Raw genomic sequence first — 20426 nt, 5'->3', positions numbered from 1 at the left:
GACCCGTCAGACCTAGCCGTACCGTCCCGTCATGCCCGTCAAGGCGTACGACCTCACCGGACGCACCGCATTCATCACCGGCGCCGCCAGCGGAATCGGCCGCGCGTCGGCCCTGCTCCTGGCGGAGGCGGGCGCCACCGTCCACTGCGCCGACCGCGACGAACAGGGACTCCACGAGACCGCCTCCCTCATCAAGACGGCAGGCGGCAGCGCACACACGTACCCCTTGGACGTGTCCGATCGGGCTCAAGTCGACCGCGCCGTGACGGCGGCAGCGGCAACGCCCCCAGCCTCCGCGCGTCCCACCACCCCGGCGAAGCCCGCCCTCGACTCCGGCGGTCCCGGGCCCGGCCCCACCGCCGGCTCCACCCCCGCACCACCCCACCGCCCCCGCCTCGACATCATGGCCGCCATCGCCGGCGTCATGCACAGCAGTCCTGTCCTGGAGACCCGCGACGAAGACCTCGACCGGGTTTTGAACATCAACTTCAAGGGCGTCCTGTACGCCTGCCAGGCCGGGGCCCGCGCCATGATCGGCGGAGGCTCGGGCGGCAGCATCATCACGATGGCCTCGGGCGCCGTCGACACGGGCGGCCATGGCCTCCTCTGCTACGGCGCCGCCAAGGCAGCCGTGGTCCAGCTCACCAAGACCCTGGCGACGGAAGTGGGCCCGCACGGCATCCGCGTGAACGCCGTCGCACCGGGCTGGATCCGTACCCCCATGACGGCCCGGCACGACACACAGGAGCAGGCGCGGGCACAGGCCCACACCGAAGGAATCATGGTGCGCATGTCACCGCTCGGCCGCGTCGGCGAGCCGGACGACATCGCTCACGCCGTGCTGCATTTGGCGTCCGACGCCGCGGCCTTCACGACGGGCCAGATCCTCCGCCCGAACGGCGGCGTCGCCATGCCGTGGTGATCCGCTCCCTGATCCCGCGCCCCTCGCGGACTTCGCCGACCTCGTACCCCTCGCCGACCTCGTACCCCTCGCGGACCTCGTATCCCTCGCGGACCTCGTATCCCTCGCGGACTTCGCACCCCTCGGAACGACCGGCCTCCGCACCCGGCCCCTCCCCACCAGACACCCCGGCCCCCACTCCCTCGGCGTCCCGCGCCCCCGCGCCCCGCGCCCCGCGCCCCCGCACACGCCCCACCGCCGAGCCCACACGCGCCCGCAGCGCCAGCGCCGTCCGCTCTCCCGGCCACCGCAACGCCCCGTCGGCCCGCCGGGCATGACGCCGGGGCCCCGACTTGCCCGCCCCGGCCGCACCCACGGCCCGCGCCTTCGACACACAGTGCACGGGGAGAACGCTCAGTCCCCAGCCCCCGGCCGCGACCGCCCCTTCCAGGACCCCCGCGTCGGGCGAGAGGGCGAGCCTCAGCACGCCCCACCACCACAGCGCGCCGAACACCAGGGCAGGCACCCATCGCACGGCCCGCCAGGGCACGGCCGTCCCACTCACAGCTGCCACAGATGCCACCTCCCGCCCAACGCGAGGTCGACGCTAAACGCCGGGGTTCACCCCTTGGGAGGGCGCACCACCGGCGCCGGAAGCACCGCGGGGCACCAAACGCACCTCCGGTACCGCAAGCACTACGGCGCGCACACTCCGGCGCGGCGCCGCCCCCGGAGGCACCCTCGTCCGGTGCCCCGGCCTCAAGAGACGCAAGAGGCCGGGGCACACATGACAGTCAGCTGTTCTCCACAGTCACAGTCAGCTGTTCTCCGCCTGGAACATCCAGTGGTGCTTCTCGAGGTCGGCCGTGATGCCGATGAAGATGTCCTGGCTGACCGGGTCGGCCTCGCCGGTCGCCTCGACGCGTTCGCGCATCCGGGTGATGACCGCGCCGAGCGCTTCCACGAGCGTGCCCACGGCGTCGACGTCCTTGACCCAGCCGTCGGGGATCTTGCCGATCCCGCTGCTCTGCGCCACGGTCACCGCCCGGCCGTCGGGCGAGACGCCGAGCGTGGAGGCGCGCTCCGCAACCGTGTCGGAGTGCTGCCTGGCCGTGTCCACGACCTCGTCGAGCTGCAGGTGCACGGAACGGAAGCGCGGGCCGACCACATTCCAATGGATCTGCTTGGCCACCAGTGACAGGTCGACCAGGTCCACGAGAGCACCCTGCAGGGCGTCCGAGACCGTCTTCAGATCCGCATCGGACAGCGGGCTCTTCACGACGTACATCTGTCTCCTCCAACACACGAGCGAATGAGGTAAATCCCCACCAACAATGGCATAAAAGCAGTAAATAGGTCGATTCGTGAATGCGCAGTCACTCACTGCGCACCCCAGACAGCACAGAAGCCCCTGCCGGGTACCCGGCAGGGGCTTCCATACACTTCTCGGAGCTGCTCAGGGCAGCCTGGTGTCACGCCGCGACGACGTCCACCGCTTCCGCGGGCGCCTTGATCGTGACCCGTTCCGGTGGCACGCCGGCCACGGAGACGGAATTGAGCATCGAACGAACCGGTGCGCGCACCGGCTCGGGGACTGCTGCAGACTCAGCCAGCTCGGCGAGCGACAGTTCGTCGCTCACTTCACGCATGAGCTCGGACATCCGTACGTCAAGCGCGTCGCAGATCGCGGAAAGCAGCTCGGAGGAAGCCTCCTTCTGCCCCCGCTCCACCTCGGAGAGATAGCCGAGCGAGACTCGGGCGGACGAGGAGACTTCGCGCAGAGTACGGCCCTGGCGCTGGCGCTGCCGACGCAGCACGTCACCCAGCAGGCGACGGAGCAGAATCATCGGTGGCTCCCTCCTCGGACCGCGTAGCCGCATCCTTCACGCCCCACCGTACCGCCTCGCGCGGCGGCCGTGCGGGGAGCGATGTCGTGTTCACTCAGGGCTGCAAACATCAATTCCCCCCGTTCTGTTCCGTATCCTGTGCCCGCCCATTCTCGGCACGTTCTCCGGACAGCTGCTCGAGAAGCAACGTGAGTACGCTCCGTACACTCTCCATACGGATTTCCGAACGGTCGCCGTTCAACCGCAGGGCGTTCACTTTCCCGTCGGCTCCGCCATCGGCGTAACCGGGCATGCTGTCGAGAGCTGGTTCCGGAACCCCTGATTCTGGCCCCGGGAATCCTTTTTCGGACCGCACTGACACCGCATCCGGCCCCGTCACCGCGATCTCCGGCCCCGAGACCGCCACGAACACGGTCCCGACCGGCCGGCCGTCCTGCGCGTCGGGCCCCGCCACCCCGGTGGTCGCGATGCCCCAGTCGGCGCCGAGCACCTTGCGTACTCCGGCCGCCATCTGCCGGGCGACCTCGGCATCCACGGCCCCGCGCTCGTCGAGCAGCGCGCCGTCGACCCCGAGCACGTCCCGCTTCAGCTCGGTGGCGTACGCGGTCACGGAGCCCCTGAAGACCTGCGAGGCCCCGGGCACCGCCGTGATCGCGGCGGCCACCAGGCCGCCGGTCAGCGACTCGGCGACGGCGAGCGTCTCGCCGCGCGCGGCCAGGAGCCGCAGCAGCCTGCTCGCCGGCACCGCGGCGTCCGGGAGCCCGGGGGACGTCACTTCGCGGCCTCCCGGGCGGACTCCTCGGCGGCCGCACGCGCGTCGGCCATGCCCTGCCTGCGCAGGACGACGGCCTGTTTCACATAGTCGAGCCCGGTGACGACGGTCAGTATCACGGCGACCGCCATCACCCAGAACCGGAACGTGGCGAGCGGCCCGGTCAGGGCAAGAACGTACATCCCGACCGCCGTGCCCTGCGCGAGCGTCTTCATCTTTCCGCCGCGGCTGGCCGGAATGACGCCGTAGCGGATCACCCAGAAGCGCAGCAGCGTGATCCCGAGCTCCCGCCCGAGAATCACTCCGGTCACCCACCAGGGCAGGTCACCGAGCCAGGACAGGCAGATGAGCGCGGCGCCCATGATCGCCTTGTCGGCGATCGGGTCGGCGATCTTCCCGAAGTCCGTGACCAGGTTGTACGTACGGGCCAGATGGCCGTCGAAGAGGTCGGTGATCATCGCGACGGCGAAGGCGGCCCAGGCGAAGGAGCGCCAGGCCGGGTCGTACCCGCCGTTGCCCAGGAGGAGCATCACGAAGCCGGGCACGAGCAACAGCCGGATCATGGTCAGCAGATTCGCGACGTTCCACAGGCTGGCCTGATTGACCGCCGCGGCGCCCAGCTTCCCGCCACGCACCGGCTTGGCGCTCGCAGCGCCCTGCGCGCCGGAGCCGCCCGCGGGTGCCGGGACTCCTGTCATCTGCCGGCCTCCTCTAGACACTCGGCCACCAAGTCCACGCCCTCCGTGGCGACCACCTTTGCCACGACCATACGGCCGACCTGGAGCCCGTCCCCACCGGTGGCGCCCGTCAGGCGGATCTGGCCGTCCGTCTCCGGGGCCTGGTGGGCGGCTCTGCCGAGCGGGCCCTCCTCGTCGTCGAGGGACTCCACGAGGACCTCGACGCTCTCGCCCAGCCGCTCGTCCGCGCGCTGCGAGGTGAGCTCCTCGGCGAGGCGCGCGATGTGCGCGAGCCGCTCGTCGACGACGTCCTGGTCCAGCTTCTTGTCGTACGTGGCCGCTTCGGTGCCCTCCTCGTCGGAGTAGCCGAAGACGCCGATGGCGTCCAGCCGCGCGCCCGTCAGGAACCGCTCGAGCTCGGCGAGGTCCGACTCGCTCTCGCCGGGGAAGCCCACGATGAAGTTGGACCGCACACCGGCCTGCGGCGCCTTGGACCGAATGGTGTCCAGGAGCTCGAGGAAGCGGTCGGTGTCCCCGAAGCGGCGCATGGCGCGCAGCACGCCCGGCGCGGAGTGCTGGAAGGAGAGGTCGAAGTAGGGGGCGACCTTCTCGGTCGACGTGAGGACGTCGATGAGGCCGGGCCGCATCTCGGCGGGCTGCAGGTAGCTGACGCGCACCCGCTCGATCCCGTCGACGGCGGCCAGCTCGGGCAGCAGCGTCTCCAGGAGCCGGATGTCGCCGAGGTCCTTGCCGTACGAGGTGTTGTTCTCGGAGACGAGCATGACCTCCTTGACGCCCTGCTCGGCGAGCCAGCGGGTCTCACCGAGGACGTCGGAGGGGCGGCGCGAGATGAAGGAGCCGCGGAAGGAGGGGATGGCGCAGAAGGAGCAGCGCCGGTCGCAGCCCGAGGCCAGCTTCACGGAGGCGACGGGGTTGGTGCCGAGGCGGCGGCGGAGCGGGGCGCGCGGCCCCGACGCGGGCGCGACGCCCTCGGGCAGGTCCTGCGGGACCGGGGCGGCCTCCACGGGCGCGTGGCCCGGCAGCGCGACGTCCGCCTGGGCGCTCTGGCGCTCGGCGGGGCTGATCGGCAGCAGCTTGCGCCGGTCGCGCGGGGTGTGCGCCTCGACGCTGCCGCCGCTCAGGATGGTCTGCAGGCGACCGGAGATGTCGGAGTAGTCGTCGAACCCGAGCACTCCGTCGGCCTCGGGCAGCGCGTCGGCGAGCTCCTTGCCGTAGCGCTCGGCCATGCAGCCGACCGCGACGACGGCCTGGGTCCTGCCGTGACCCTTCAGGTCATTGGCTTCGAGGAGGGCGTCGACGGAGTCCTTCTTGGCGGCTTCGACGAAGCCGCAGGTGTTGACGACGGCGACGTCCGCGTTCTCGGCGTCCTCGACGAGCTGCCAGCCGTCCGCCTCCAAGCGGCCTGCGAGCTCCTCCGAGTCCACCTCGTTACGGGCGCAGCCAAGGGTGACAAGGGCGACGGTGCGGCGTTCGGGCATGGTCTCAAGACTACTTCGTCCCCACCGCGGCCCCCGCCGCCAGGGTTACCCGCCGGTCGGCCGCAGGCCGGCGGCCGGTCACCCGGCCGTCCCCGCCTGCCGTGCGGCGCCGCTGGTCAGCCGCTCGGCAGGGGCGGATCAGCCGGCCTCCGGGTCGCCCTTCGTGTACGAGAGACGCTCGACCTGACCGGGCTCGAATTCGTTCTCGACCTGCTTGCCGTTCACATACAGCTGGATCGCGCCCGCGTCGCCGAGGATGAGGTCGATCTTCTTCTTGTCCTGGAAGGTCTTGGCCTGACCCTCCTCCAGGACGCCGTCGAAGAGCGTGCGCCCGCTGTGGTCCTTGGCCGAGATCCAGCTGCGGCCGTCCGCCGCGTCGACCTTGACCGTGACCTTGTCGCGCGGGACGCCGGCGATGGCGCTGTCCGAGGGATCGGGCTTGGGGTCGGCGGGCTTGGGGGACTTGGGCTTCTGTGCGGGCTTGGAGCTGGCGGGGGTGGCACCCTCGGCGACCGACTTGGAGCTGTCCTTGTCGTCGCCGCCGCTGAACGCGGTGAAGCCGACGAAGCCGATCACCGCGACGATCGCGGCGACCATGGCGGCGGTCCAGTTGGGCCTGCGCGGTTCGGAACGGATGCGCTCGGCCTCGAAGAGGGGCGCCGCCGGCGTGGGCGCGGGCGGGCGGCCGCCGTGCCCTTCGTCGTACTGGGCGACGAGTGGGTCGGGGTCGAGCCGGACGGCGCGCGCCAGCGTCCTGATGTGGCCGCGCGCGTAGACGTCGCCGCCGCACCGGGAGAAGTCGTCCTGTTCGATCGCGTGCACGATCGGGATGCGCACACGGGTGGACGAGCTGACTTCGTCGACGGTCAGGCCGGCGTCGATACGGGCCTGCTGCAGGGCACGGCCGATCGAGGGCCGGTCGTCGGCCGGGGAATCGCCCGCCAGGCGTTCGTCTGCCTGGGGCTGTTCGGCGACGTGGTCGGGGCGGTCGAGGCGGTCATCTGAAGGTCGGTCGTCTTCAGGGGAGTTGCCGATGGACACGGGGGCGCCTTTCGAGCGTGTAGCCACCTGCCGGAGGTTCAGTTTAGGGGGGTCCTGAAAGGGTGGGGCAACCGGGCGGACGGACTTTGTACGCCATCAGAATGGCCGGACATCCTGATGGCGGGACATCAGGCTCTTCTCTCCCTCAACTTGACGTATGCCGAAGGGAAACGGTTGCCCGCCGATCCCTTATGGGTGAGGCTTGCCCGCCCTTATGGGTGAGCCTCCCCGCGGATCACGGCCAGCACGCCGTCCAGCTCGTCAGGTTTCACAAGAACGTCACGTGCTTTTGAGCCTTCGCTGGGCCCCACGATGGAGCGCGACTCCATGAGGTCCATCAGCCGGCCGGCCTTGGCGAAGCCGACGCGCAGTTTGCGCTGGAGCATGGACGTGGACCCGAACTGGGTGGAAACCACCAGCTCAGCGGCCTGGCAGAGCAGATCGAGGTCGTCGCCGATGTCCTCGTCGATCTCCTTCTTCTGCTTGGTTCCCACCGTGACGTCGTCCCTGAAGACGGGCGCCATCTGGTCCTTGCAGTGCTGGACGACCGCGTGGATCTCGTCCTCGGTGACGAAAGCGCCCTGCATACGGGTGGGCTTGTTCGCCCCCATCGGCAGGAACAGACCGTCACCCTTTCCGATGAGCTTCTCGGCGCCGGGCTGGTCGAGGATGACGCGGCTGTCGGCGAGCGAGGAGGTCGCGAAGGCGAGCCGGGACGGCACGTTCGCCTTGATCAGGCCGGTCACGACGTCGACGGAGGGCCGCTGGGTGGCGAGCACCAGGTGGATGCCGGCCGCGCGCGCGAGCTGCGTGATGCGCACGATCGAGTCCTCGACGTCGCGCGGCGCGACCATCATCAGGTCGGCGAGCTCGTCGACGATCACCAGCAGGTACGGATAGGCCTGGAGCTCGCGCTCACTGCCCTCGGGCGTCTTGAGCTTGCCCTCGCGGACGGCCTGGTTGAAGTCGTCGATGTGCCGGTACCCGAAGGCCGCGAGGTCGTCGTAGCGCAGGTCCATTTCCCGCACGACCCACTGGAGGGCCTCGGCGGCCTTCTTGGGGTTGGTGATGATCGGCGTGATCAGGTGCGGGATGCCCTCGTACGCGGTGAGCTCGACGCGCTTGGGGTCCACGAGGACCATCCGGACGTCCTCGGGCGTCGCTCTTATCATGATCGAAGTGATCAGACAGTTGATGCAGGACGACTTGCCGGACCCGGTGGCTCCGGCCACCAGGATGTGCGGCATCTTCGCCATGTTGGCCATGACGAAGCCGCCCTCGACGTCCTTGCCGAGCGCGACCAGCATGGGGTGGTCGTCCTCGGCCGCGTCCGCGAGACGCAGCACGTCGCCGACGTTGACCATCTCGCGGTCGGAGTTCGGGATCTCGATGCCGACCGCGGACTTGCCGGGGATGGGCGAGATGATCCGGACGTCCGGCGAGGCGACCGCGTACGCGATGTTCTTGGCCAGTGCCGTGATCTTCTCGACCTTCACGGCGGGGCCGAGCTCGATCTCGTAGCGCGTGACGGTCGGGCCGCGCGTGAAGCCGGTGACGTCGGCGTCGACCTTGAACTCGGAGAAGACGTTCGACAGCGAGTCGACGACCGCGTCGTTGGCGGCGCTGCGGGACTTGCCGGGGCCGCCGCGCTCCAGGAGGTCGAGCGAGGGCAGGGAGTAGGTGATGTCTCCGGAGAGCTGCAGCTGCTCGGCGCGCGGCGGCAGCTCGCGCGGGGCGTCGGGCGCGGACTTCGTCAGGTCCGGCACGAGGCTGTCAGCGGGCTCCTGAGGCTTCTTCTTGAGCTTGCCGGGCACGGGAGCGTCCGTGGCGCGCGCGGTCGGCACAGGAGCCGCCTGCTCCCGCTCCTCGCGCTCTTCCCGCTCCACGGAGACGCCCTGCGTCAGATCGGCGACCAGCGGCGAGGGCGGCATGCCGTGCAGCACGGCACCGTCCAGGGCCGCGGCCGCGGCGGCCGCCACGTCCACGGCGTCCATCGGCCGGTCCATGTCCGGCTGTACGGGGGTGCGGCGCGGCCTGCGGCGCTTGGAGAGGGCGTCCTCCTCGGCCTGGTCGGGTCCGTACCCCTCGGGAGCGGGCGTACGCCTGCGCGAGGGGCGCGCGGGCAGCGCCTCACGCCACTGCTCGTCGTAGCGCTCGTCGTCGTCCGTGAAGGCGTCGGCCTCGGGCGCCGCCTGGACCACGCCGAGCCGGACGCCGAGCAGCCGCAGCCGCTGCGGGATGGCGTTGACGGGCGTCGCCGTGACGACGAGCAGCCCGAAGACGGTCAGCAGCACCAGGAGGGGCACCGCGAGGATCTCGCCCATGGTGAAGATCAGCGGCGTGGAGGCGGCCCAGCCGATCAGGCCACCGGCGTCCCTTATCGCCTGCATGCCGTCGCTGCGGGCGGGCGAGCCGCAGGCCACGTGGACCTGGCCGAGCACGCCGACGACCAGGGCCGAGAGGCCGATCACGATGCGGCCGTTCGCCTCGGGCTTCTCCGGGTGCCGGATCAGGCGTACGGCGATGGCTCCGAGGAGCAGCGGCACCAGCAGATCGAGACGGCCGAACGCCCCGGTCACCAGTACCTCGACCAGGTCGCCGACGGGACCGCGCAGGTTCGACCAGGTGCCCGCGGCGACGATCAGCGCCATGCCGAGCAGCAGCAGCGCGAGGCCGTCCTTGCGGTGCGCCGGGTCGAGCCCCTTGGCGCCGCGCCCTATGCCGCGGAACATCGCGCCGACTCCGTGCGCGATGCCCAGCCAGACGGCGCGCACGAGCCGGTACACGCCCCCCGTGGGACTGGGCGCCGGCTTGGGCGCGGGCTTCTTCGCAGCGACCTTCTTGGCCGGTGCCTTCTTCGCGGGCGCCTTCTTCACGGGCGGTTTGGCAGCGGCCTTCTTCACCGGAGCCTTCGTCGGCGCGGCCGCCTTCTTCGCGGGCGTCTTCTTGGCTGCGGACTGACGTGAGGCCATGGGTGTGAGGTTACCGGTGCGGACCACTGCGGACACGTGTGCCCACTGCTTCACCCGTTTGTGTCGCCCCTGCCGTGGCGGAGAACTGACGGCGATTCACCCGGTCCACGCGGCACGAAACCTCGTCAGTGAGGCTCCGTGCCACGTCAGTTCTGCGAGGGAACCGAGGGAGTGCCGCTGCCGGTCCCCGGTTCCAGGGCGTCAAGAGCCCGCCGCAGACCGGTGAGTTTGCGTTCGAGATGGGCCGCGGTGGCCACCGCGGCCGCGTCCGCCGACTCGTCGTCCAGCTGTTTGGACAGCGCCTCGGCCTGCTCCTCGACCGCCGCGAGCCGCGCCGACAGCTCGGCGAGCAGACCCGCCGGCTCCTTCGCGTCCCCGACCGCGGCCTTGCCGCCCTCGAGCTGCAGCCGCAGCAGGGCCGCCTGCTCGCGCAGTTGGCAGTTCTTCATGTACAGCTCGACGAACACCGACACCTTCGCGCGCAGCACCCACGGGTCGAACGGCTTGGAGATGTAGTCCACCGCGCCCGCGGCATAGCCGCGGAAGGTGTGATGCGGCCCGTGGTTGATGGCTGTGAGGAAGATGATCGGGATGTCCCGTGTCCGCTCCCGCCGCTTGATGTGCGCCGCGGTTTCGAAACCGTCCATGCCCGGCATTTGGACGTCCAGCAGAATGACCGCGAAGTCGTCCGTGAGTAGTGCTTTGAGCGCTTCCTCCCCGGACGATGCCCGCACCAGTGTCTGATCGAGCGCAGAGAGGATGGCCTCCAGCGCCAGCAGATTCTCCGGCCGGTCATCGACCAGGAGGATCTTGGCCTTCTGCACCATGGCCCGCCCTCCTCGCCCCGGCGGTACACCGGGCGCCGCCCCAGAGGACGGCTCCCTTGCGCCGTCCGTCCTTGTGCCGGTCATGGTAGCCGCACCCCGCCTGTCGCCACACCCTGTCACCGCGATGTCACTGTGCACGTAGCAGAAACGCGGTGGGAGACCAGAAGGTTCCCCGAATACCGCGGTTCTACACGACCTCGGCCACACTCTGTCAGCAACTCCGTGTGACGAAGCCGGTTCTCGGTCACTGAGCGCGCATCCACTGCTCCATCACCGACAACAGGTGGTCCGGGTCGACCGGCTTCGTGACGTAATCGGAAGCCCCGGAGTCGATCGCCTTCTCCCGGTCGCCCTTCATCGCCTTCGCGGTCAGCGCGATGATCGGGAGCCCGGCGAACTGCGGCATCCTGCGGATCGCCGTCGTCGTCGCGTACCCGTCCATCTCCGGCATCATGATGTCCATCAGAACGACCGTCACGTCGTCGTGCTGCTCCAGGACTTCGATGCCCTCCCGGCCGTTCTCCGCGTACAGCACCGCCAGGCCGTGCTGCTCCAGGACGCTGGTGAGCGCGAAGACGTTGCGGATGTCGTCGTCGACGATCAGAACCTTCTCGCCGCCGAAGTGGAACCCAGGCCTCCCCGCGGACGGCGTCTCCTGCCCGGAGGACGCCGGAATCGGCCACGGCTCCTGCGCCCGCTGCTCCTGAGGAGCGGCGGGCGACTGCCCCGGCAGCGCCGAGGGCTCCTGCGAGGGAGCGGGCCTGCGCCGCCGCCTGAAGAGCGAGCCGGGCCCCGTGGGCGGCCCCTCCTGACGTGCCGGGGCGGCCTCGGGCCGCGCCGCCTCGTCGGCCGAGGGAGCCTCCTCCAGGGCCGGCAGTTCGCGCGGCTGGGGCGGCGGGGCGAGCTGCGCGTAACCCTGGGGCGGCAGTTCGCTCGGGTGCAGCGGCAAATAGAGCGTGAAGGTCGAGCCGCGGCCCGGCTCGCTCTGCGCGTGGATCTCGCCGCCCAGGAGCCGCGCGATCTCGCGGCTGATGGAGAGCCCCAGGCCGGTGCCGCCGTACTTCCTGCTGGTCGTGCCGTCCGCCTGCTTGAACGCCTCGAAGATGACCCGCATCTTGCTGGCCGCGATGCCGATGCCGGTGTCCGTCACCGAGAAGGCGATCAGGTCGGCGTCCGCGTCGCGCAGCGAGCCCGCCTCCAGGAGCTGCTCGCGGATCGCGTTGGGCACGTCGTTGTTGGCGTGCCGGATGACCAGCTCGACCGCCCCGGAGTCGGTGAACTTCACCGCGTTCGAGAGCAGGTTGCGCAGCACCTGGAGCAGGCGCTGTTCGTCCGTGTGCAGCGTCGCGGGCAGTTCCGGGGAGACCCGTACGGAGAAATCGAGCCCCTTCTCCGCGGTCAGCGGACGGAAAGTGGCCTCTACGTAGTCGACGAGTTGGACCAGGGCGATGCGCGTAGGGGAGACGTCCATCTTGCCCGCCTCGACCTTCGACAGGTCGAGGATGTCGTTGATGAGCTGCAACAGGTCCGAGCCCGCGCCGTGGATCGTCTCGGCGAACTCGACCTGCTTGGGGGTGAGGTTCGCGTCGGCGTTGTCGGCGAGCAACTTCGCGAGGATCAGCAGCGAGTTGAGCGGCGTACGCAGCTCGTGCGACATGTTCGCCAGGAACTCGGACTTGTAGCGCATCGAGACCGCGAGCTGCTCGGCGCGCTCCTCCAGGACCTGCCTGGCCTCTTCGATCTCGGTGTTCTTGACCTCGATATCGCGGTTCTGCTGGGCCAGCAGCTCGGCCTTCTCCTCCAGTTCGGCGTTGGAGGACTGCAGCGCCTTCTGCCGGTTCTCCAACTCGGCCGAGCGCTCGCGCAGTTGCTCGGTCAGCTCCTGCGACTGCTTGAGCAGCACCTCGGTCTTCGTGTTGACGCTGATGGTGTTGACGCTCGTCGCGATCATCTCGGCGATCTGGCTGAGGAAGTCCTTCTGGATCTGCGTGAAGGGCTGGAAGGCCGCCAGCTCGATCACGCCGAGCACGGTCCCCTCGAAGAGCACAGGGAGGACGATGACCTGCGCGGGCGGCGCCTCACCGAGGCCGGACGCGATCCGCAGGTAGCCCGAGGGCGCGTTCTCCACGAGGATGGTCCGCCGCTCCTTGGCGGCCGTCCCGATGAGCGTCTCACCGGGCCGGAACGACGTCGGCATGGATCCCATGGAGTAGCCGTAGCTGCCCAGCATGCGCAGCTCGTACGCGTCCCCGTGGTCGCCCCCGAGATCCTGCCCGTCGTCCGTGGGCATCGCCAGGAAGAACGCGCCGTGCTGCGCGGAGACGACCGGCGTCAGCTCGCTCATGATCAGCGAGGCGACGTCCTCCAGGTCGCGGCGGCCCTGCATCAGGCCGGAGATCCGCGCCAGGTTGCCCTTGAGCCAGTCCTGCTCCTTGTTGGCCAGCGTCGTGTCGCGCAGGTTCGCGATCATGGTGTTGATGTTGTCCTGCAGAACCTGGATCTCGCCGGCCGCGTCGACCTCGATCTTCAGGTTGAGATCGCCTCGGGTCACCGCGGTGGCGACCTTGGCGATGGCGCGCACCTGACGGGTCAGGTTCCCCGCCATCTCGTTCACCGACTCGGTGAGGTCGCGCCAGGTGCCGTCGACGTCACGCACGCGTGCCTGGCCGCCCAGCTGGCCCTCGGTGCCCACCTCGCGGGCGACGCGGGTGACCTGCTCGGCGAAGGACGACAGCTGGTCGACCATCGTGTTGATGGTCGTCTTCAGCTCCAGGATCTCGCCCCGGGCGTCGATGTCGATCTTCTTGGTCAGGTCACCCTTGGCGATCGCGGTCGTGACCATCGCAATGTTGCGGACCTGGCCGGTCAGGTTGGACGCCATCGAGTTCACGGACTCGGTGAGGTCCTTCCACGTACCCGAGACGCCCGGCACGCGCGCCTGGCCGCCGAGGATGCCGTCCGTGCCCACCTCGCGGGCCACGCGCGTGACCTCGTCGGCGAACGAACTCAGCGTCGTCACCATGGTGTTGACCGTATCGGCGAGCTGCGCGACCTCGCCGCGCGCCTCGACCGTGACCTTCTTTGTGAGGTCGCCGTTGGCGACCGCCGCCGAGACCTGGGAGATGTTCCGCACCTGGCTGGTCAGGTTGTTGGCCATCAGGTTGACGTTGTCGCTCAGGTCCTTCCAGATGCCGGTGACACCCGGCACCCGCGCCTGGCCACCCAACTGGCCCTCGGTGCCCACCTCGCGGGCCACCCGGGTCACTTGCTCGGCGAACGACGACAGCTGGTCGACCATGGTGTTGACGGTCGTGACGAGTTCGAGGATCTCGCCCTTCGCGTCGACGGTGATCTTCTTTGAGAGGTCGCCCATCGCGACCGCCGTCGTGACCTCGGCGATGTTCCGCACCTGGAGGGTGAGGTTGTTCGCCATGCCGTTCACGGACTGCGTCAGGTCCTTCCAGGTGCCCGAGACGCCCTGGACCTCGGCCTGGCCGCCCAGGATGCCGTCCGTACCCACCTCGCGGGCGACGCGCGTGACCTGCTCGGCGAACGCGGACAGCTGGTCCACCATCGTGTTCAGGGTGTTCTTGAGCTCCAGGATCTCGCCGCGCGCGTCCACGTCGATCTTCTGCGAGAGGTCACCGCGCGCCACCGCCGTGGCGACCTGCGCGATGTTGCGGACCTGCGCCGTGAGGTTCCCGGCCATGCCGTTCACGGAGTCCGTGAGGTCCCGCCACACGCCGGCCACGCCGGGCACCTGCGCCTGACCGCCGAGGCGCCCCTCGGTGCCCACCTCGCGGGCGACCCGCGTCACCTGGTCCGCGAACGCGGAGAGCTGGTCGACCATCGTGTTGATGGTGTTCTTCAGCTCCAGGATCTCGCCGCGCGCGTCGACCTCGATCTTCTGCGAGAGGTCACCGCGCGCCACCGCCGTCGTGACCTGCGCGATCTGCCGCACCTGCGACGTCAGGTTCCCCGCCATGAAATTGACGGAGTCCGTGAGGTCCTTCCACGTACCGCTCACGCCGTCCACGCGCGCCTGACCGCCCAGGCGCCCCTCGGTGCCCACGTCGCGCGCCATCCGCGTGACCTGGTCGGCGAAGGACGACAGCTGGTCGACCATCGTGTTCACGGTGTTCTTCAGCTGGAGCATCTCGCCGGAGACGTCCACGGTGACCTTCTGCGACAGGTCACCGTTGGCCACCGCCGTCGTCACCTGCGCGATGTTGCGGACCTGCCCGGTGAGGTTGCGGAAGGCGGTGTTCACCGAGTCGGTGAGGTCCTTCCACGTACCGGCCGCGCCCTGCACCTGCGCCTGGCCGCCGAGCTCGCCCTCGACACCGATCTCCCGCGCCACCCGCGTGACTTCGGAACCGAAGGCGGAGAGCTGGTCCACCATCGTGTTCGTGGTGTTCTTCAGCTCGAGCATCTCGCCGGCGACGTCGACGGTGACCTTCTGCGACAGGTCACCGTTGGCCACCGCCGTCGTCACCTGCGCGATGTCCCGCACCTGTGTCGTGAGGTTGCGGAAGACCGTGTTGACCGAGTCCGTGAGGTCCTTCCACGTGCCCGCCGCACCCGGCACGTTGGCCTGGCCGCCGAGCTGCCCCTCGGCACCGACCTCGTTGGCCACGCGGGTGACCTCGTCCGCGAACGTCCGCAGCGTCTCGGTCATCTGGTTGATCGTTTCGGCGAGCTGGGCGACCTCGCCCCGCGCGCTCACCGTCACCTTCTGGGACAGATCGCCGTTCGCGACGGCCGTCGTGACCTGGGCGATCCCCCGCACCTGGGCGGTGAGATTGCCGGCCATGAGGTTCACCGAATCGGTGAGGTCCTTCCACACACCCGCCACACCCGGCACCTGCGCCTGGCCGCCGAGCTCGCCCTCCGTACCGACCTCGCGCGCGACGCGCGTCACCTCGGAGGAGAACGACGAGAGCTGGTCCACCATCGTATTGACGGTGTTCTTCAACTCCAGCATCTCGCCCGCCACATGGACGGTGACCTTCCGCGACAGGTCGCCCTTGGCGACCGCCGTCGTCACCAGCGCGATGTCCCGCACCTGGGCGGTCAGCCGGTACGCCATGGTGTTCACGGAGTCCGTGAGGTCCTTCCACGACCCGGACATCCCGCGCACCCTGGCCTGCCCGCCGAGCTTGCCCTCGGTGCCGACCTCGCTGGCCACGCGGGTGACCTCGTCCGTGAACGTGGAGAGCTGGTCGACGAGGTTGTTGACCGTCCGTCCGACCTTCAGGAACTCCCCGCGCAGCGGATGGCCGTTCCCGTCGGCCCCCTGCGCCCGCAGCTCCATGCGCTGCTCCAGGTCGCCCTCCGCCACCGCGGAGAGCACCCGGCCGACCTCGGAGACGGGACGCACGAGATCGTCGACGAGCGCGTTCGACGCGTCGATCGCAGCCGCCCACGAGCCTTCGCTGGCGCCGCCCTCAAGTCGTTCCGTGAGTTTTCCCTCACGTCCGACCATGCGCCGCACCCTCGACAGCTCACCTGTCAGGTGCAGATTCCGGTCGGCCACCTCGTTGAACACGGCGGCGATCTCCGACATCACGTCGTCGCCGGAGACCGTGAGCCGCTTGCGGAAGTTGCCGTCCCGCATCGCGACCAGCGCCGCGAGCAGTCTGTTCAGAGCCGCCGCATCCACGGAAGCAGTCGCCCCGTTGCGTGGTTTGCGCTGTTTGTTCAGGGACTGTCCGTCTTTCGCGCGCGTCTTAGTGCCCCGCGTCGCTGCGCCAGACTCCACTGTGTCCCTCCCGCAAGGGTCGACCGGTACTGCTCGGGTTTTTCTGGGCTGTCTCCATGAAGCTTGCCCAGTGTTTCACCATGGCTGAACCAGGCCATAACAGTTCGGCAGCTTCGCACACCGTCCGCACACCCTCCGGGCGGAAACACTGACGACCGGCATCAGCATGGACGGCGAAGGTAAGTAACCTTGCATCCGGCTGTCCAACCACCCCGGTCCTGCCCGGCCTGGGCGGTGGTACACGAAACAAGCGGGCATCGGAGGGGCGGCCGCACCATGGGTTCGGGAGAACTGGGCGTCGAGACAGTGGCCACTGTCGACGCCGTCGATACTCGTACGAGGAGTGCTGTGATCACCGCGCGTGCGGCTGCCACCTTCGACCCCGTCGGACGGTCCGTCGCGACGGCCCGCTCCTTCGTGCGCGACACCCTGCAGGGCTGGGGGTTCTCCGACATCGTCGACGACGCCGTCGTCCTCACCAGCGAGCTGGTCACCAACGCCGTGGTGCACGCCGGCACGGCCGCCGACGTCGAGTGCCAGCGCAGCGAGGACGCCGTCCGCATCGAGGTCTCCGACCGCTATCCGGAACGGGAGATCCCGCTCCAGCAGTCCTCCGTGAACATGGGCAGCCCCGACCGCGAGGGAGGCCGCGGCCTCCAGCTCTGCGCGGCGCTCGCCACCCGCTGGGGCGTCGACTACTCCCCCACCCACAAACAGGTCTGGTTCCAGCTCGACCTCCCCGACCGCCCGGTGGGCACCCGCACCGCGGGCCCCTCGCTCCCCGCCGACCTGCTGCCCATCGCCGACGGCAGGGTCCGGGTCGCCGTCATCCAGATCGACCGCCTGGGCGCCATCTCCGCCTGGAACGAAGACGCCGAGGAACTCTTCGGGTACGTCGCCGAGCAGGTCATCGGCAAACCGCTCAACGACCTCGCGGCCTGGCCGCACACCCCCGGCACGAGCACCGGCATCGCCGAGGCGCTCCGGCTCTCCCGCTGGGAGGGCAGCTACGGCGTCCGCGGCTCCAACGGCCGCGTGATCCCGGTGTACGCCTCCCACCTGCGCGTCCGCGACACCGACGGCGAACCCTCCACGGTCTGCCTCCTCGTGCGCGACGACGAGCGCGCCGTGCTGCAGACCCCGTTGCGCGGCGCGGCCCCCGATGCGGGCACCCGCGAGTCGCACTCCGCGGACCCCTTCGAGGTCTTCATCGGCTCCCCCGCCCCGGACGACCTGGACGGCCTGCTCCAGCGCACCGTCGAGCGCGCCCGCGACATGCTCGACGGCGACGCGGCCTTCCTGCTCCTGGCCACCGACGACGAGACGGAGCTGGAGGTCCGTGCCTCCACCGGCCTGCCCTCGGCCCGCCAGCGGTTCGCCCGCGTCCAGGTCGAGTCGGCCCCGGGACGCTACGGCTCCGCCCGCATGCCGGCCGTCCACGAGGACCTCACGGTGGTGCCGGGCGCGGTCCCGCTCCTCGCCGGCACGGGCATGCGCTCCGTCGTCACGGTCCCGCTGAAGGTCGAGGGGCGCCTCACGGGCTCCCTGGGCGTCGCCGCCGAGGCTTCCGGGCGGTACTCGAACGAAGAGGCCCTGCGCCTCCAGTTCGCCGCCGACCGCATCGCCCTGGCCGTCGAGTCGGCCCGCCTCGGGGAGTTGGAAAGACTCCGCCGCGGCTCGCTCTCCTTCCTCGTCGAGGCCTCCGACCTCCTGGCCGGCACCCTCGACCGCGACCAGACTCTGGCGCTCATGGCCCAGATGACGGTCCCCACGCTCGCCACCTGGTGCGCCGTCTACACGATCGCGGACCAGTCGGCCGAGCCCTACCTCTCCTACGTCCTGCACGAGGACGAGGAGCGCATCGACGGCCTCAAGGCCCTGCTCTCCAAGATCTCCCCGCCGGACCCCGTGCCCACCCCGGGAGCGCGGGTCTGGGCGGCTCCCTCCGAAGCCGCGCACCAGGCGGCGCTGCGCACCTCCATGCGCAGCCTGGGCCTGGGCGAGCCCATGACCCTGGGCTCGGGCATCGGCACGTCGCTCTCCACCGCTTCGGCGGTGGGCGGCGAGACCGTGGTCCTCCCGCTGGTCGCCCGCAACCGCGTCATCGGCATGCTCACGCTCGGTAAGCCCGCCGACGAACACTTCCGCCAAGAGATCCTGGAATTGGCCGAAGATCTCTCCCGCCGGGCGGCCCTCGCCCTCGACAACGCCCGTCTCTACTCCGAGCGCATGGCCATCAGCCAGTCCCTCCAGCGCAGTCTGCTGCCGCCGGGGCTCCCTCAGGTGCCGGGTGTCGAGGTCGACGTCATCTACCGCGCGGCCGGCGAGGGCAATGAGGTCGGCGGCGACTTCTACGACCTCTTCCCGATCCGTGACGGCGCGTACGGCTTCGCGATCGGCGACGTGTGCGGCACGGGACCGGAGGCTGCGGCCGTCACGGGCCTCGCCCGGCACGCCCTGCGCCTGCTCGCCCGCGAGGGCTTCGGCGGCCCCGCGGTCCTGGAGCGCCTGAACGCCGCGATCCTCGACGAGGGGGCCCGCAGCCGCTTCCTCACGCTCCTGTACGGCGAGTTGTGGCCCCAGGAGGACGGCTCGGCGGTCCTGAAGGTCGTCTGCGCCGGCCACCCCCTGCCGCTCCGCCTGCGCCAGGACGGCACGGTCGAGCCCTACGCGGAACCGCAGCCGCTGCTCGGCGTCATGGAGGACCTGGAACTGTACGAGCAGACGATGACGCTCGACCCGGGCGACGTCCTGCTCTGCGTGACGGACGGCGTCACCGAACGCCGCGAGGGCACCCGCATGCTCGGCGACGACGGCCTCGCCGACGTCCTGACGACCTGTACGGGCCTGACCGCGGGGGCGGTCGCGGCCCGCATCATGCGCGCGGTGGAGCGCTTCGCGACGGACGCCCCGTCCGACGACATGGCCATCCTCGCGATGCGGGTTCCCGGCCTCCAGAAGGACTGACTGTTCCGGGGCACCGCGAGGTGCCCCGGAACCCGTTTCACGGCGATCAACACGCTCCGGGTACGACAAAGGCCCCCGCCCAACCGGGCGGAGGCCTTTATTACTTGAGCCCCCAAGCGGAATCGAACCGCTGACCTTCTCCTTACCATGGAGACGCTCTACCGACTGAGCTATAGGGGCCTGCTGCGCTTCGGGGTTTTCCCCTCGGCAACGGAATAGATCATACCCGAAATCGAAGGCGCCTCGAACCGCCTCTCGCCCTCTCCCCCACCGGTCAAACCCCGTAGCGAACTCAGAAGGCAGGTTGGAGAAGTCCGCCGAGCGCGTTGCACGCGGAGACGACGCGCTGCAGATCGCGCCGCGACATCGACGCGCCAGCCGGCAGCGTCAGCGTCTCGTCGGCGGCCCGCTCCGTCTCGGGCAGGTGCACGTCCCGCCAGAACCGCGGCATGCGGTGCACGGGCGTCTTCACCGGCACCCGGCAGTCGATTCCCTTGGCCCGCACGGCACGAGCGAACGCGTCCCGGTCCGGCCGCCCGTTGCCGGGCACCCGCACGACGTACTGCTGATAGCTGTGCCCCTCAGTGCTGTCGGGCGTCACGACCCCGCTGAGCCGCCCGCTGAGATACGCGGCATGCGCGCGCCGGACGGCCAGGTCGTCGGACGGAGCCTCCGGCTCGCCCTGCTCCAGGACGAGAAGCCCCTGTCGCCCGCCCAGGTCCCGCAGCCGCCGCACGTCGGCCCGGTTCCCGAACCGGTGCACCACGACGACGGCAGCCGTACGTGGGGTCACCACGGCGGCCACGGCATCGGGATCGAGGCAGTACGTCGACGGCTCTATGTCGGCGAAGACGGGCACCGCTCCGGCGAGGACCACGGCCTCGGCCACCTCGGCGTTCCCGTAGGCCGGCACGACGACCTCGTCGCCCGCACCGACACCCGCGGCTCGCAACATCTCAACTGTCCCCATGTCTGGGGATGTTGGCTGCACAACGTGAACGGCAAGTTACACAAAACAAAAAAGAGCTGGTCCCTGAACCGAAGTTCAGGGACCAGCTCTTCTTATCAAAAGGAGTTCGGCGGCGTCCTACTCTCCCACAGGGTCCCCCCTGCAGTACCATCGGCGCTATGAGGCTTAGCTTCCGGGTTCGGAATGTAACCG

At 69.9% G+C, this 20426-nt stretch carries 13 protein-coding genes, 1 tRNA gene and 1 rRNA gene; 2 read left to right on the top strand and 13 right to left on the bottom strand.

What is annotated here, in order from left to right:
* The first annotated feature begins 31 nt into the window (after nucleotides 1–31).
* Complete coding sequence (locus tag ACZ592_RS38265) at nucleotides 32–922, top strand: SDR family NAD(P)-dependent oxidoreductase (RefSeq protein ID WP_471586364.1); 891 nt, start codon at nucleotides 32–34, stop codon at nucleotides 920–922.
* On the opposite strand, the gene ACZ592_RS38260 is transcribed toward ACZ592_RS38265, so the two are convergent.
* The 10 genes from ACZ592_RS38260 to ACZ592_RS38215 all read right to left on the bottom strand — a co-directional run bounded on the left by ACZ592_RS38260 (nucleotide 870) and on the right by ACZ592_RS38215 (nucleotide 16297).
* A complete protein-coding gene (locus tag ACZ592_RS38260) occupies nucleotides 870–1475 on the bottom strand; it encodes a hypothetical protein (protein WP_471586363.1) in 606 nt (201 codons plus the stop codon). The two genes, ACZ592_RS38265 and ACZ592_RS38260, sit on opposite strands and share 53 nt — an antisense overlap.
* A 243-nt stretch (nucleotides 1476–1718) precedes the next feature.
* On the bottom strand, nucleotides 1719–2189 hold the full coding sequence (locus ACZ592_RS38255; RefSeq protein ID WP_471586362.1) for a Dps family protein: 471 nt from the start codon (nucleotides 2187–2189) through the stop codon (nucleotides 1719–1721).
* Between the two features lie 184 nt (nucleotides 2190–2373).
* Nucleotides 2374–2748: a helix-turn-helix domain-containing protein gene (locus tag ACZ592_RS38250; RefSeq protein ID WP_055564110.1), complete on the bottom strand. Its 375-nt coding sequence runs from the start codon at nucleotides 2746–2748 to the stop codon at nucleotides 2374–2376.
* A gap of 109 nt (nucleotides 2749–2857) precedes the next feature.
* A complete protein-coding gene (locus ACZ592_RS38245) occupies nucleotides 2858–3493 on the bottom strand; it encodes a CinA family protein (protein ID WP_471586361.1) in 636 nt (211 codons plus the stop codon).
* Between the two features lie 26 nt (nucleotides 3494–3519).
* A complete protein-coding gene (pgsA, locus tag ACZ592_RS38240) occupies nucleotides 3520–4218 on the bottom strand; it encodes a CDP-diacylglycerol--glycerol-3-phosphate 3-phosphatidyltransferase (protein WP_471586360.1) in 699 nt (232 codons plus the stop codon).
* Nucleotides 4215–5696 carry a 30S ribosomal protein S12 methylthiotransferase RimO gene (rimO, locus tag ACZ592_RS38235; protein ID WP_471586359.1) on the bottom strand — a complete coding sequence of 494 codons (1482 nt, stop codon included), beginning with the start codon at nucleotides 5694–5696 and terminating at the stop codon, nucleotides 4215–4217. The genes pgsA and rimO overlap by 4 nt, the downstream gene beginning before the upstream one ends.
* Before the next feature lie 138 nt (nucleotides 5697–5834).
* A complete protein-coding gene (locus ACZ592_RS38230; protein WP_471586402.1) occupies nucleotides 5835–6641 on the bottom strand; it encodes a helix-turn-helix domain-containing protein in 807 nt (268 codons plus the stop codon).
* Nucleotides 6642–6949: 308 nt separating this feature from the next.
* On the bottom strand, nucleotides 6950–9709 hold the full coding sequence (locus tag ACZ592_RS38225) for a DNA translocase FtsK (RefSeq protein WP_471586358.1): 2760 nt from the start codon (nucleotides 9707–9709) through the stop codon (nucleotides 6950–6952).
* Nucleotides 9710–9855: 146 nt separating this feature from the next.
* Nucleotides 9856–10536 carry a response regulator gene (locus tag ACZ592_RS38220; RefSeq protein ID WP_471586357.1) on the bottom strand — a complete coding sequence of 227 codons (681 nt, stop codon included), beginning with the start codon at nucleotides 10534–10536 and terminating at the stop codon, nucleotides 9856–9858.
* A 244-nt stretch (nucleotides 10537–10780) separates the two neighbouring features.
* Nucleotides 10781–16297, bottom strand: a complete 5517-nt coding sequence (locus tag ACZ592_RS38215; RefSeq protein WP_471586356.1) for a HAMP domain-containing protein — start codon at nucleotides 16295–16297, stop codon at nucleotides 10781–10783.
* Between the two features lie 348 nt (nucleotides 16298–16645).
* Between ACZ592_RS38215 and ACZ592_RS38210 the strand changes: the two genes are divergently transcribed.
* A complete protein-coding gene (locus ACZ592_RS38210) occupies nucleotides 16646–19264 on the top strand; it encodes a SpoIIE family protein phosphatase (RefSeq protein ID WP_471586401.1) in 2619 nt (872 codons plus the stop codon).
* Nucleotides 19265–19371: 107 nt separating this feature from the next.
* Here the strand turns inward: ACZ592_RS38210 and ACZ592_RS38205 are convergent.
* The 3 genes from ACZ592_RS38205 to rrf all read right to left on the bottom strand — a co-directional run.
* Nucleotides 19372–19444 (bottom strand) — tRNA-Thr (locus ACZ592_RS38205).
* 112 nt (nucleotides 19445–19556) lie between these two features.
* Nucleotides 19557–20219 carry a DegT/DnrJ/EryC1/StrS family aminotransferase gene (locus tag ACZ592_RS38200; RefSeq protein WP_471586400.1) on the bottom strand — a complete coding sequence of 221 codons (663 nt, stop codon included), beginning with the start codon at nucleotides 20217–20219 and terminating at the stop codon, nucleotides 19557–19559.
* 119 nt (nucleotides 20220–20338) lie between these two features.
* A 5S ribosomal RNA gene (gene rrf, locus ACZ592_RS38195) occupies nucleotides 20339–20426 on the bottom strand; the annotation flags it as partial.

Source organism: Streptomyces sp. NPDC040622, assembly GCF_055593965.1.
Note: the sequence above shows the minus strand (reverse complement) of the source record. Positions and strands in the feature narration are given on the sequence as shown.

Coding starts and splice junctions, on each gene's coding strand:
- ACZ592_RS38255 (WP_471586362.1), bottom strand. CDS start 2,189: ATGTACGTCGTGAAGAGCCCGCTGTCCGATGCGGATCTGAAGACGGTC.
- rimO (WP_471586359.1), bottom strand. CDS start 5,696: ATGCCCGAACGCCGCACCGTCGCCCTTGTCACCCTTGGCTGCGCCCGT.
- ACZ592_RS38225 (WP_471586358.1), bottom strand. CDS start 9,709: ATGGCCTCACGTCAGTCCGCAGCCAAGAAGACGCCCGCGAAGAAGGCG.
- ACZ592_RS38250 (WP_055564110.1), bottom strand. CDS start 2,748: ATGATTCTGCTCCGTCGCCTGCTGGGTGACGTGCTGCGTCGGCAGCGC.
- pgsA (WP_471586360.1), bottom strand. CDS start 4,218: ATGACAGGAGTCCCGGCACCCGCGGGCGGCTCCGGCGCGCAGGGCGCT.
- ACZ592_RS38220 (WP_471586357.1), bottom strand. CDS start 10,536: ATGGTGCAGAAGGCCAAGATCCTCCTGGTCGATGACCGGCCGGAGAAT.
- ACZ592_RS38265 (WP_471586364.1), top strand. CDS start 32: ATGCCCGTCAAGGCGTACGACCTCACCGGACGCACCGCATTCATCACC.
- ACZ592_RS38200 (WP_471586400.1), bottom strand. CDS start 20,219: ATGTTGCGAGCCGCGGGTGTCGGTGCGGGCGACGAGGTCGTCGTGCCG.